General features: G+C 61.6%; 16 protein-coding genes. 12 read left to right on the top strand and 4 right to left on the bottom strand.

Annotated features, from left to right (window positions below):
• Positions 1-118 precede the first annotated feature (118 nt).
• A complete protein-coding gene (locus AArc1_RS08910) occupies positions 119-1081 on the bottom strand; it encodes a transcription initiation factor IIB (RefSeq protein WP_117364043.1) in 963 nt (320 codons plus the stop codon).
• Between the two features lie 162 nt (positions 1082-1243).
• Here AArc1_RS08910 and rnhA point away from each other — a divergent pair, with 162 nt between their 5' ends.
• Positions 1244-1837 carry a ribonuclease HI gene (rnhA, locus tag AArc1_RS08905; RefSeq protein ID WP_117364042.1) on the top strand — a complete coding sequence of 198 codons (594 nt, stop codon included), beginning with the start codon at positions 1244-1246 and terminating at the stop codon, positions 1835-1837.
• A 180-nt stretch (positions 1838-2017) separates the two neighbouring features.
• Positions 2018-2641: a DUF7108 family protein gene (locus tag AArc1_RS08900; protein WP_394341217.1), complete on the top strand. Its 624-nt coding sequence runs from the start codon at positions 2018-2020 to the stop codon at positions 2639-2641.
• Here the strand turns inward: AArc1_RS08900 and AArc1_RS08895 are convergent.
• On the bottom strand, positions 2635-2994 hold the full coding sequence (locus AArc1_RS08895) for a PadR family transcriptional regulator (protein WP_117364041.1): 360 nt from the start codon (positions 2992-2994) through the stop codon (positions 2635-2637). The genes AArc1_RS08900 and AArc1_RS08895 overlap by 7 nt on opposite strands.
• A 198-nt stretch (positions 2995-3192) precedes the next feature.
• Here AArc1_RS08895 and AArc1_RS08890 point away from each other — a divergent pair, with 198 nt between their 5' ends.
• The 8 genes from AArc1_RS08890 to bluB all read left to right on the top strand — a co-directional run bounded on the left by AArc1_RS08890 (position 3193) and on the right by bluB (position 8589).
• Positions 3193-3726, top strand: a complete 534-nt coding sequence (locus AArc1_RS08890; RefSeq protein ID WP_117364040.1) for an inorganic diphosphatase — start codon at positions 3193-3195, stop codon at positions 3724-3726.
• A 192-nt stretch (positions 3727-3918) separates the two neighbouring features.
• On the top strand, positions 3919-4050 hold the full coding sequence (locus AArc1_RS19505) for a hypothetical protein (protein WP_267130099.1): 132 nt from the start codon (positions 3919-3921) through the stop codon (positions 4048-4050).
• A 250-nt stretch (positions 4051-4300) separates the two neighbouring features.
• Entirely contained in the window at positions 4301-5644 is a 1344-nt protein-coding gene (locus tag AArc1_RS08885; RefSeq protein WP_117364039.1) for an alkaline phosphatase family protein, read from the top strand.
• A gap of 45 nt (positions 5645-5689) precedes the next feature.
• Complete coding sequence (locus AArc1_RS08880; protein WP_117364038.1) at positions 5690-6061, top strand: hypothetical protein; 372 nt, start codon at positions 5690-5692, stop codon at positions 6059-6061.
• A gap of 60 nt (positions 6062-6121) precedes the next feature.
• Entirely contained in the window at positions 6122-6553 is a 432-nt protein-coding gene (locus AArc1_RS08875; protein ID WP_117364037.1) for a DUF371 domain-containing protein, read from the top strand.
• A 158-nt stretch (positions 6554-6711) separates the two neighbouring features.
• A complete protein-coding gene (locus tag AArc1_RS19010) occupies positions 6712-6873 on the top strand; it encodes a hypothetical protein (protein WP_186336676.1) in 162 nt (53 codons plus the stop codon).
• Positions 6874-7021: 148 nt separating this feature from the next.
• Positions 7022-7834, top strand: a complete 813-nt coding sequence (locus AArc1_RS08870; protein WP_117364036.1) for an endonuclease III domain-containing protein — start codon at positions 7022-7024, stop codon at positions 7832-7834.
• A 98-nt stretch (positions 7835-7932) separates the two neighbouring features.
• Complete coding sequence (gene bluB / locus AArc1_RS08865) at positions 7933-8589, top strand: 5,6-dimethylbenzimidazole synthase (RefSeq protein ID WP_117364035.1); 657 nt, start codon at positions 7933-7935, stop codon at positions 8587-8589.
• Between the two features lie 67 nt (positions 8590-8656).
• On the opposite strand, the gene AArc1_RS08860 is transcribed toward bluB, so the two are convergent.
• The gene (locus AArc1_RS08860) at positions 8657-10591 is read right to left on the bottom strand and encodes a beta-CASP ribonuclease aCPSF1 (RefSeq protein ID WP_117364034.1); all 1935 of its coding nucleotides are present in this window, start codon (positions 10589-10591) and stop codon (positions 8657-8659) included.
• A gap of 329 nt (positions 10592-10920) precedes the next feature.
• Between AArc1_RS08860 and AArc1_RS08855 the strand changes: the two genes are divergently transcribed.
• Entirely contained in the window at positions 10921-11412 is a 492-nt protein-coding gene (locus AArc1_RS08855) for a hypothetical protein (RefSeq protein ID WP_117364033.1), read from the top strand.
• A gap of 18 nt (positions 11413-11430) precedes the next feature.
• Here the strand turns inward: AArc1_RS08855 and AArc1_RS08850 are convergent, their stop codons facing one another.
• A complete protein-coding gene (locus AArc1_RS08850; RefSeq protein ID WP_133412265.1) occupies positions 11431-11994 on the bottom strand; it encodes a hypothetical protein in 564 nt (187 codons plus the stop codon).
• Positions 11995-12188: 194 nt separating this feature from the next.
• On the opposite strand from AArc1_RS08850, the gene nucS reads away from it, so the two are divergent.
• Entirely contained in the window at positions 12189-12935 is a 747-nt protein-coding gene (gene nucS / locus AArc1_RS08845) for an endonuclease NucS (RefSeq protein ID WP_228442416.1), read from the top strand.
• The last annotated feature ends 19 nt before the right edge of the window (positions 12936-12954 follow it).

Genomic DNA, 12954 nt, shown 5'->3' with positions numbered 1-12954 from the left:
GGTGTCGAGCGTCGGTGTCCTGCATTGGTCGTAACTCCGGCAAGGCTGGTCGGTTCTGAGAGCCCATGCGGTGGTCAGTGCTCGTCGATCGATAAAATGAACGTGGTGAGCGAACGGGTTAGCCGTGAATGCCCATCGCTTCGATCTGTTCTTGATACCGATTCCGGATCGTCACCTCGGTCACCTGTGCGACGTCAGCGACCTCTCGTTGGGTCTTTTTCTCGTTGCACAGTAACGACGCGGCGTAGATTGCAGCGGCGGCGTAGCCGGTTGGTGACTTCCCTGAGAGGAGTCCTTCCTCGGCCGTCTTCTCGATGATTTCGTTGGCCTTGGTCTGGACCTCTTCGGAGAGTTCGAGTTCAGAACAGAAGCGCGGGACGTACTTTTTCGGGTCGACGGGTCGCATCTCGAGGCCGAGTTCCTGCGAGATATAGCGGTACGTTCGACCGATCTCTTTCCGTTCGACGCGTGAGACTTCCGAGATTTCCTCGAGGCTTCGAGGGATACCTTCTTTCCGACAGGCAGCGTACAGCGCGGATGTCGCGACACCCTCGATCGACCGACCGCGAATGAGGTCCTCTTTGAGTGCACGACGGTAGATGACTGACGCTACTTCACGAACGGAACGAGGGACGCCGAGTGCCGAGGCCATTCGATCGATTTCGCTGAGAGCGAACTGCAGGTTGCGCTCTCCGGCGTCTTTCGTTCGGATTCGCTCTTGCCATTTGCGCAATCGATGCATCTGGCTGCGTTTCTTCGAGGAGATCGAGCGACCGTAGGCGTCTTTGTCCTTCCAGTCGATTGTCGTCGTGAGCCCCTTATCGTGCATCGTCTGGGTCGTCGGGGCGCCGACGCGGGACTTCTGCTGTCGTTCCTGGTGGTTGAACGCCCGCCACTCAGGGCCCGGATCGATTTTTTCTTCTTCCACGACGAGCCCACAGTCTTCACAGATGAGCTCACCCCGGTCTGAGTCCTTGACGAGGTTCTCCGATTCACACTCGGGACAGGCACGTACCCCCTCCTGTTGCTCGGTCTCGTCCGTCTCACGCGTTCGCTCCCGCTGGCGGGTGGACCGTGTCATCGCACTTTTATAGTAGTAGCACCATCATATATAAACTTTCGGTAACCGTTTTGCATGGTTGACTGTTATCTCCCGATATGGAAGGATACGGGGCTTCAGAAGCGAGGTTTACGATTTGAAACCGGAAAGACTTTAGTTAGAACTGGCCGATCACAGCATCGAATGCCCGTTATCGAGTGTGACGTCGACGTCGCTCGTGAACGCCTCGAGGACGCCGGTGTAGCCGTCGAAGACGGCAACACTGACCACGAACGCTGGCGCGCGAGTCGAGGAAATGCCACGGCCGTCGCCTACGACGACAAGGTGGTCATCCAGGGTGAAACACCACGAGAACTCGAGGCCGTGCTTCGGGCGGAGAGCGGCCGCGCACATGTCCATTTCGACGGTGCGGCCCGCGGAAACCCGGGCCCGGCAGCGATTGGCTGGGTGATCGTCACTGGCGACGGTATCGTCGCAGAAGGAAGCAAGCGAATCGGGACGGGGACGAACAACCAGGCCGAGTACGAGGCGCTGATCGCCGCCCTCGAGGCCGTCCGAGAGTACGGGTACGACGAGGTCCACCTCCGCGGCGACTCCGAACTCGTGGTCAAACAGGTTCGCGGCGAGTACAACACGAACAACCCCGAACTGCGCGAGAAACGCGTCACGGTCCACGAACTCCTCTCGCAGTTCGACGAGTGGACCCTCGAGCACGTTCCTCGTGAGGTCAACGAGCACGCAGACGAACTCGCAAACGCGGCGCTCGATCGGTCGTAATCGACGCTACCGGAACTGAGGGCGCTGATGACACTGTCAGACAGAGTGAGTGTAAGGGTTTGCTACGCTCGTCCGGTGAACGCGCTTCAGTGAGTCTATCAGTCAGTATGAACGCTGCCCCGTCGTCCAGCGATCGACAACGGGAAAGCCAGCCGAAGAGTATCGTCACCTACGACCGATATGAGCGATCAGATGGACGACGCCGATCCGACCGACGGTGGGTCCGACGCCGACGGTTCCCACGATGAACTCCCGGCCGAGGTCATCGAGGAAGCCGAACGATTGACCAGGTTAGCGCGGTCCGTACCGGAAGACGCAGAAGCCGAGGCACACGCCGAGCGACGGGCAACGCTTCTCGACGAACACCACTTCACTGCCCGGATTCGAGACGAGGACGGTGATGCGGTCCTCGTCCTCCATCCTGCAGAGTGGCACGACGACGGCGTCATCAGAACCGACCGTATCGAGGATCTCTCCCGAGCCATCGAACGACCGCTCGAGGGCACTGGTGATCCCGACGACTGGTCGGACGTCGACGCCCAGAATCGGGAACTCGCGTCTGCGGTGCGTGCGGCCCACGGCGACGTCCATGGCGACAACGCCGACGCGCTCGCCGATTTCGGGAGCAACCACTACGCGAAGCCGATCGAGTCGTTGACAGGGCCGGAGCTCACGGAGTTTCGCCTCGAATATTTCGTCCGAAATGCGTGGCCGTCAGCTGCCCAGCGGGCTGTGATCGACGATTCGATCACGCTCGTCTACGAGACGGCCGGAGAAACGGTGCCCGAGTACCGTTTTCAGTAGCTCTCGTCGACCAGTTCGCGGATCTCGTCGGCGCGGTCGTCGTCGGTGACGACCTTCGAGAAGGTCCAACGGACGCCGTCGAGGACGGCTTCGTAGCCGTCATCGGTCAGGGAGTACTGGTTGGTTCGCTTGTCGAGTTCGCTCTTTTCGACCAGTCCAAGGTCGACGAGCTCGTCGAGGTTGGGGTAGAGTCGACCGTGGTTGACTTCCGTCCCGTAGTAGTCCTCGAGTTCGCGCTTGATCGCCAGCCCGTACATCGGTTCTTTGGCGAGGATGACGAGGATGTTCGTCTGGAACGCGGTAAGTTCGCGTGCAATACTCTGTTCGCCGGTGATTGATTGTGCCTCTGACATACTTATGTAAATGTCACCAGACTATTTAAGACTTGCCAACTATTCAGTTTTGATGGAGGTTAGACGCCGTCTAACCGCCTGCGGCGATGCCCGATGAGCCGCATTTGGGGGGTCGTCTGTCGGCTGCCTGGCAGCCTCATCTGTGAGTGAAACGTGATTAGGAAAGTACTTTTTGATCGACCGTGGAATCATCGCTACATGGTAAACCTCTGGGAAGACGTAGAAACCGGACCGAACCCACCAGAAGAGATCTACGCCGTGGTCGAGTGTCTCAAGGGTGAACGCAACAAGTACGAGTACGACAAGGACGTCCCCGGCGTCGTCTTAGACCGCGTGCTCCACTCGAACGTTCACTACCCGAGCGACTACGGCTTTATTCCGCAGTCGTACTACGACGACGAGGACCCCTTCGACGTGCTCGTCCTCGTCGAAGACCAGACGTTCCCCGGCTGCGTGATCGAAGCTCGCCCGGTCGCGCTGATGAAAATGGACGACGACGGTGAACAGGACGACAAGGTAATCGCCGTCCCCACCGAGGACCCGCGGTTCGATCACATCGAAGATCTCGAGGACATCCCACAGCAAAAACGAGACGAGATCGACGAGTTCTTCTCGACCTACAAGAACTTAGAGGCCGGCAAGGAAGTCGAGACCCTGGGCTGGGAGGACAAGCAGGCCGCCTACGACGCGATCGAGCACGCCCAGGACCTCTACGAGGAACACTTCGAGTAGTTCCGGTCCCGGTGCAGTCCGGCTTGGCGCCGTTGTGCTCGCCGGACGTTCGGATCGGCCCATGACCACCACGTTTTTTCGCCGCTGTCGGCTGTGAGCCGATCGCATACACTGTGGTTATCCGACCGGCCTCACCGATGCATTATGAGCATGAGTAATTTTATTGAGAGGGCTGGCGTAGCTGTACCTGTTATGGCAGCATCCAACCACACTCCCCGCGACGTCGATTCGGCCGACGAGATCCCCGAGACGAACGTCGGCATCGACCACCTCACGGTCGTCCCGACTAACTTCGAGCCGCCGGACGACGGTCGCGAGAAGTGACGGCCCAAACGAGTCCCCGTCGACCGGCGTCCTGAACTCTTAGGTGGCGACGCCTGTCTCCGCTGATAGACGTGCCTGTCCCCCCGAGAGACGGAATCCACCCCAGAAAACGTAGTGCTGACCGTGAGAACTGCCCGCCGATCGACTCGAGCAAATCGGTGGCCCCTCGGCTCAGGCTCACAACCTTTGTTCTTCTCAGTAAAGTGTTCTGAAACGAAGCTTCTTGTATCCGGTCGGACTACGACGGCCCATGGGCCTATTCGATCGATTGCGGGGTGACGGCAGCCCCCGGGTCGCGTTTATCGGCGTCGATGGCGTGCCATACAGTCTCTTGTCGGAACACGAGGAACTGTTCCCGAACTTCGCAGCGATCGCCGACGAGGGATCAGCGGGCGAAATCTCGAGTATCGTCCCGCCGGAATCGAGCGCCTGTTGGCCGTCGCTGACGACTGGAATGAACCCCGGTGAAACCGGCGTTTACGGCTTCCAGGACCGTGAAAATGGGACGTACGACACGTACGTCCCGATGGGCCGTGACGTGCAGGCCGACCGCCTCTGGGATCGGGTTCAGGAGGCCGGACGTCGAGCGACCGTTATGAACGTCCCAGTGACGTTCCCGCCCCAGCGAAACGTCCAGCGGATGGTCTCGGGCTTTCTCTCGAGCGGTCTAGAGAAGGCTGCCTATCCGGACGACGTTCGCGAGACGCTCGAGTCGCTCGAGTACCGGATCGACGTCAACCCGAAACTGGGCCACGAGACGGACAAGGCGGAGTTTATCGAGGACGCCCACGCGACGCTCGACGCTCGCTTCGAGGCGTTCAAACACTACGTCGAGGAAGACGATTGGGATCTCTTTTTCGGCGTCTTCATGACGACCGACCGGGTCAATCACTTCCTGTTCGAGGAGTACGAACGCGACGGCGAGTATCGAGCGGAGTTCATCGACTTCTATCGGAAAGTCGACGAGTATATCGGCCGACTGCGTGCGGCGCTCGCCGACGACGTCACCCTCGTCGTCGCTTCAGATCACGGCTTTACGAGTTTAGATTACGAGGTCCACTGCAACGAGTGGCTCCGCGAGGAGGGCTGGCTCTCCTTTTCGACCGACGAGCCCGCCGAACTGGGAGACATCGCCGACGAGACGAAAGCGTACTCGTTCATCCCCGGCCGGTTCTACCTCAACCTCGAAGGTCGTGAGCCCCGTGGCTCCGTTCCCGAAGACGAGTACACCGAGGTTCGTGATGAACTCAAAGCCCAGCTACTCGAGCTCGAGAGCCCCGACGGCCGACCAGTCGTCGATCGAGTCGTCGAGAAAGAAGACGCATTCCGTGGCGACCACGACGACATCGCGCCGGATCTGGTCGCGATCCCGACCAACGGTTTCGATCTGAAATCCGGCTTCAAGGCTGATTCTGCGATCTTCGATACGGGGCCGCGAAACGGCATGCACAGCTTCGACGACACGGCGTTGTACGTCGACCATCCGGACGCGTCGATCGAGGGTGCCGACCTGTTCGACATCGCCCCAACGATTCTGGACGTGATGGACGTCGAGTACAGCCGCGGCGAGTTCGACGGCGCAAGTCTCGTCTGAGAGTCGGTCCGAAACGGGCATGTTGGGCGAGTGACTGATGGCCGTATGAACGAATCGGTCGTCGTCGGATGGGCACTCGTTCTGGCGATCCTCACCGCGGGTACCGTCGCCGTCGTGACCGGTAGCTACGCGACGGCCCTCGGTGCGACACCGATCGGCGTCGCGATCTATCTCGCAATCGGCGTCGGCGCCCCACAGCTGTTCGTCGCGAGCGCACACGAGTCGTCACTCCGACTCGGGCTCGGCGTACTCGCTATCGTCGGCGCCGTGGCGTCGCTTCTCGCTGGCGTCGCGACGAACGGACTGACCGCCGAGTGGGGGATCGGCGTCGTCACGATTCTCCTGATCGTCGTAGCTGGCGTTCTCCTCGCTGCCGTCACACGAGCGTTTCGTGCCGGCATCCGGGAAACACGCTAACTCGGGACGTGGCCGTTGGAAATCCACGTCCGTTTTCCGACCGCGACCGTAGCGTCCGACATGGAAGAAGTGATCCACGCCCGGGGCCACGAACACGTCTCGGCCGAGCACGCGAGCACGTTCGAAGTGACGACGGACGACTACCTCACACCCGCCGGTGACTGCATCCTCGCGATCGAGGCCGACCGCGCGCCCACCGACTTCGATCCCGAGTTCGTCGAGGCCTGTCGTGACTCCGATGCGACGATCACGTTCGAGATCGAAGCCGGCGGCCACCGCGACTCGGTGACCGGACGGGGCGATCCCGACCTCGAGTTTGCGAACGAGCGAAGCGCGGTCGGCCGAACCAGCGAGTACGTCGACGATCGGACGATCCTGCTCGAGGCGTCGGGCGCTGCGTCGGCGTTCGACCGTGATCTCGTCGACGCGCTGGCCGACGGAGCGGCGGCGAGGGTCACCCTTCGCGTCGAGTCGGACCTCGTCGATCAGTAACCGATCACGTCTGTTCCAGTGCGCACACCCATTTACTCGAGCGCAGTTCCACGGATCTTCTCGATGACTGGTAGCTGTCTCAGGCAGGCCTGCCCGTGTCCGGCCACAACAATGATGATGAGATACTGTCTACCAGACCACATGTTCTAGAAGGTGGTGTGTCCCACTGTTCGGAACGGGTCTACGTGGAGATCGATCGGACCGTGCTCCGAACTCGCAAGAAAATCGGCTCGCTGACCGACGGGTACGACCGGTCGGCCGTCTGTCCCGACTGTGACGAGAAGTTCGCCTGCAAGATCGACGATCCGGTTGGTTGGTGAGCCACTCGAGGGTGGATCGCCAGTGCTATAGGAACAACTGCACCGAGTCACACACTGATCACCGATCCGTCTGGCGAGCAGGTGCGCACTGACGTGCAGTGGCTACCATAGAGAAAGAGTCTTTCCTCGAGGCGCCTCCTGTCTTGCTATGAGCGAGGATCCAGAGCCTGCGGTCAACATCAGTGGTGGCGAGGCTGGTGGCGGTGTCGTCGCCGAGTTCGATCCTGCGACGGCCGATACGCGCGCCGAACGCGTCGTTGACCGTCTCGGCCAGTTGTACTGGCAAAAGCGCTACGGCGGACGGGACGCCGTCACCTGTCTCGTCCGGACTATCCTGAGTCAGAACACGAGCGACAAGGCCAGCCAGCCGGCCCACGACGCATTGGTCGAACGCTACGATGTACCTGACGCTGATCTCGCCGAATCGCTCGCAGCCGCCGAACAGGCCACGCTCGCAGCGACTATCAGTTCCGCAGGACTGTACAACCAGAAATCCGAAATCCTGATCGACACTGCCGAGTGGATCCTCGAGGAGTTCGACTCCGCTGCGGCGTTCGATGTATTCGTCAAAGACGAGGATCCAGAGGCGGTCCGTGAGACACTCCTCGAGGTCCGTGGCGTCGGTCCAAAAACCGCCGACTGCGTGTTGCTGTTCGCCGGTGGTCGTGTGGGCGTCTTTCCGGTCGATACGCACGTCCACCGGATCTATCGTCGGCTGGGGATCGCGCCGGCCGACGCCGATCACGAGGCGGTTCGCGAGGTACTAGAGCGTGAGGTGCCCGCGGCGAAGTGTGGCTTCGGGCATACGGCGACGATCCAGTTCGGCCGGGACTACTGCACGGCGCGCAAGCCAGCGTGTCTCGAAGACCCCGACGCATGTCCGATGGGGGATCTTTGCGACCAGATCGGCGTCTATCCCGCGACGGGCGAGGTCGTCGATCCAGCCGACGCGGTGAATTGACGTCGACATCGCTTCTCGACGCCGGGTTTGTCCGTTCTCTCGTGATCGCGTCGTCGAGACCGATACATATACGCAAGCCTGATTTATCTGTTGCAATAATGGTTACATTCACTGACGACGAGCTGGCTGGTGTCTACAAGGCCATTTACGCCCGCCGGGATATCCGTCGCTTCGCCGAGGACCCCGTTCCGGATGCGGTCCTCGAACGGATACTCGAGGCCGCCCACCACGCGCCGAGCGTCGGCTTCTCACAGCCGTGGGACCTCGTGGTCGTCACCGACGACGAGACGAAAACCGAGATTGCGGAGATCGCCGACCGGGCCATCGCGGCCGCCCGCGAAGGCTACGAGGAGCCCAGACGCTCCGAGTTCGCGGCGCTCAAACTCGAGGGGATTCGCGAGTCGCCGGTCAACATTTGCGTGACCTGTGATCCGACGCGAGGTGCCCCGCACGTCCTCGGCCGGAGTTCGATGAAACGGACCGACGTCTACTCGACCTGTCTCGCGATCCAGAACCTCTGGCTGGCCGCGAGGGCCGAAGGTATCGGTGTTGGATGGGTGAGCGTGCTCTACCCATACGAGGTCCAGCAGGTACTCGACATCCCGCCGCACGTCAAGCCCATCGCCTATCTCTGCGTTGGCTATCCAGAAGACGGGTTTCCGGAGGAACCGGTCCTCCAGCAGGAAGGCTGGCGCGAGCGAATCGACGTCGACGACCTTCTCCACGAAGAGCGCTGGGAAGGTACCGACCGGTAACCAGTTGTGACAGGGCGAAGTGACGCGATCAGCCGAACGAAATCTCGAGCGGCTCGGTAACCGTTCGTCAGAGGAAGCGGAACGTCTCTAAATTCTTCGGGGCGAACGTCCGCATGTTGTAGTCGTGATAGAGTGCCGAGGAGAGGTCCTGGGTGGAGCGTTCGTCGCCGTGGACACAGAGCACCTTCTCAGGGCGCGGGTTCATCGTCTTCACGAAGTTCTCTAAGCCGGCGCGGTCGGCGTGGCCGGAGAAGCCGTCGACGGTCTCGACGTCGAGGCTGAGCGAGAGCGTGCCGCGGCCGTTGTTGCCGTTGGCGGGGCCGACCTCGCTGGTCGGGATCTCGTCCCAGCCGGTCTGGATGCGCCGCCCGAGGGTTCCCTGGGCCTGGTAGCCGACGAAGACGAGCGTCGAGTCCGGGTCGGGGCCGATGTGGCCGAGCCAGGACATGATGGGGCCGCCGGTGACCATACCGGACGTCGAGAGGATGATCGCAGGGCCGCCGTCGGCGACGTCCTGGCGTTCTTCCTCGCCGCCGTCGATGTGGTTGAACTCCTCGGCGAGGAATGGGTTCTCGTCCTCGTGGAAGATCCGATCGCGCAGGTCGTCACGGAGGTACTCGGGATAGGTGGTGTGGATGGCGGTGGCTTCCCAGATCATCCCGTCTAAGTGGACCGGCATCGAAGGAATGTCGCCGTTTCGCATCGCCTCCTCGATGACGAGCATGATCTCCTGGGAGCGACCGACAGCGAACGCGGGGATGAGGATTTTGCCGCCGCGTTCGTGGGTGTCCCTGATGACCTCCTTGAGCTTTTCTTCGGAGTCTTTCTGGTCGGTTTGATAGTCGTTCCGACCGCCGTACGTCGACTCGAGGACGAGCGTCTCCACGCGCGGGAAGTCGTTGACCGCGCCGTTGAACAGGCGGGTGTCCTCGTAGTGGATGTCGCCGGAGAAACAGACGTTGTAGAGGCCGTCGCCGATGTGGAAGTGCGAGACGGCCGAGCCGAGGATGTGGCCCGCGTTGTGGAAGGTGAGTTTGACGTCGGGGGCGATGTCGGTTACGTTGCCGTACTCGAGCGGGATGCAGTGTTTGATCGCCTCGCGGACCTGCTCGGACTCGTAGGGGGGCGTACGCCCTTCTTTGGCGGCGACGTCGAGGTAGTCGAGGGTTAGTAGGCCCATCAGGTCGCGAGTCGGCTCGGTACAGTAGATCGGTCCGTCGTAGCCGTACTTGAACAACAGCGGGATGAGCGCGGAGTGGTCGAGGTGGGCGTGCGTCAGGACGACGGCGTCGATGTTCTGTGGGCCTGCGCCCAGGGCTTCTGGTGCGTGGAGGTACGGGACCTCGCCTTCGGCGCCCGGTTTGTCGCCGCAGTCGATCAGAATTCGGGTTTCGGGCGTCGAAAGAATAAACGCGGCACGTCCGACCTCTCGGCAACACCCAAGCGTCGTAATGCGGACGTACTCGTCGTCGGACATCTCCTCGCGGTGAATCTGTCGACCGACCTTCTCGAGGATGTCGCGACGTTCGTCGCGTTCCTGTTTGAGGAAGCTCCGAACGTTCGAGACGGTGGAGGACTCGATCGGTGGCGTCCGGACGACTTCCGGCGTCCAGCCGACGTTTTTGGTGATGTCGCGAAGCGTCGAGCCGTGGCGGCCGATGACCATGCCGGGCTTTTCGGCCTCGATGACGACTTCGCCGGTGTCTGCGTGGAAGTCGAGGTCGGTGACACCAGCCTCGTCCGGAACGACGTTCGTAATCTCCTCACGGGCCTCCTCGGGGTGTGAAAGAACGCTCGGGTCGGGTCGGACGGTGATCCGCTTTCGGAGCTTGCTCGCGAGTCTTCGTATGAGATCACCTTGCCGGGCGAACTTCTTCGGATCGCGGGTGTACACCACCAGCTCCGGGCCTTCGTATTTCACCGAGGAGACCGAGATGTCACTCGGTAACTCGCTCGTGATCTCTGCTTTCAGATCGTCAAGTTGCTGCTCTACAGTGCTCATATGTCGCCGAATGTAGCTTGCGTGAACTCACCGTCTGGAACGATAGTCCGTCATCGGGGTGTGAACTGTGAGGGAAACGTCCGTCGATCATCGGTGGCCGATTCCATCGACGACAGTCGAGAGAGACGTCCTCAGACTCGGATGCTGTAGTACGTCTCTGTCCGACTCATCCTGTTCTCCGTGCCGTGACGAACACGCTCCCAGGTCGGTTATCCTGGTCCATGCGGGACAATTCCAGGGAGAACCCGCTTACCAGACGCTATTCTTTGCGTGGTATAAAAGCCTTCGCAAAAACAAGGGGTGTTGGGGCCGTAGGGGTACACAGAGGCATGCATCTGACACCCGAACGCGTCACCGCCGAACGGGACTGGGTCGTCGATCGAGCGGACAGAATCGTCCCCGTGATCAACGACGTTCGCGAGGACCTGGGGGACATTTTCGAGACCGAGGTCGACCCTGTAACCGAACGCCAGTACATCGACGAGGTCGACGCCGTCTTCGCCGACGGCGACCTCGCGGTCAACGTCGCTGCGCTCGTCGCGATATTGCGAGCGCTCGACGTCGACGGCGACTACCCTGGTTTCATCGTCGACGAGATCCTCGGCAGAGAGCTAGCTGCCACGATCGCCGGCACGCAGCCGCTGCGAACGCTCGGGGAGGCAACCTTTCACTACGCCGACCTCCAGGTCCACGGTGACGCCGAGGAAAACGCGGGCGTCGACGACCTCGAGGCAGCCCTCGCTGCCGGGTTTCAAGAACGGATTCCGGGCTGGAACTGGACCGAACGGGAGAGTCCATTCGGCGTCGACCCGGACGAATAAATCGCTGTAGGCCCGCGGTTAGTCGTCTTCGGACTCGTCGCCCTCCTCGGGCGCTTCGCCTTCTTCAGCCTCCTCCTGGAGCTGATCTTCGATCTCTTCGAGTTCCTCTTCGTCGATCTCTTCGCCGCCTTCGGGAGCGGGCTGTTGTTGCTGTTGTTCGAGCAGTTGCTCGTAGAGTGAGCCGCCGCCGAGCACCGAAATCTCGCCCGAACGGAGTGCGTCAACCAGTACCTCACCGGAGCCGTCGACGAGGTAGAGTCCGGCATCGTCTTCGCCCTCTTCGACCCGAAGGTCGTCGTCGCTTTCGGCGTCGACCCGGGATTGGAAGTCGTCGATTGCGCTCTCGAACAGTTCCTGCTGTTGCTGTTGTGCTTCTTCTTCGGAGACGTCACCGGCCATGACGTCCTCTTGAAGCTGCTGGAGCTCGTCCATATCGGGTTCGACGAGTGCGGTGAGTTGGCCGTCCGCTCCGTTTCCATCGCCGTCGTCACTCACGCTGAGATCGGAACATCCAGCGATGGACGCTGCGACGCCTGTTCCCGCGAGTTGCAAGAACCGACGGCGCTGCTTAAAATCTGACATCGTACACTAGCTCGCAGGATGCCTCGGAGATAAATCTTCTTCCATCGATCGCTCCCGATCCCGTCAGTTGAGACTCGTGGACGATCCGTCTCGAGCGTCGTCCCACTCCGGTACGCAATCTCCGGACGAACATCGCCACAGACTCCGGCGCGCACTCGTGTTGCTTTTATTCGGCGGCAGGGTATTTCGTGACAGTGACCACCACCGACCGTGCCGACGCCACGATCCTCGAGTTACCCTCGCTCGAGGACGCCTGTGAGGGAATCACCGACGGGCTCGACCGGGACGCGCTCGTGACGGTGTTCGGCCGGTGTACCGTCGATTACGACGGCCGTGCCTCGAGTCAGCTCGAGGCCGGTGACCGCCACGTCATGTGCAAACCCGACGGCACGACACTGGTCCACGGCTTCGAGGGCCAACAGCCGATCAACTGGCAGCCACCGGGTTGTGACGTGTCGGTCTCCTGTGACCACGACGCGCCGGCGCTCGTCCTCGAGAGCGTCCGATCGACGCCAGAGGAGCGACTGAGCGTTCGCTTCGTGCGTGTGGTTCAGGTCGCGGCCCTTTCGGGAACGGACGACAGTGATCTCACCCTTTCGGGGACGGAAGCGGACCTGCGCGAGCGCCTTCTCGAAACGCCCGAACTACTCGAGCCCGGCTTTCGGCCACTCGCCACCGAGCGTGAGACGCGTGCGGGGGCCATCGACATCTACGGCGAGGACGACGCCGGTCGGACCGTCGTCGTCGAACTCAAGCGCCGCCGCGTCGGCCCCGATGCCGTCGGCCAGTTACGCCGGTACGTTGACGCCCTCGAGCGGGACCTCCACGCCGACGCGAGCGTTCGGGGCATCCTTGTTGCGCCGTCGGTGACCGACCGTGCCGAGCGCCTGCTCGCCGACCACGGCCTCGAGTTCGTCTCGCTCGAGCCGACGACTGAGTAACGTCCCGCTCTCGAGTCTC

Origin of the sequence: Natrarchaeobaculum sulfurireducens, from assembly GCF_003430825.1 — an archaeon.
GTDB lineage: Archaea > Halobacteriota > Halobacteria > Halobacteriales > Natrialbaceae > Natrarchaeobaculum > Natrarchaeobaculum sulfurireducens.
The sequence above is the reverse complement of the archived record's forward strand: the minus strand, read 5'-3'. Positions and strand labels throughout refer to the sequence as shown.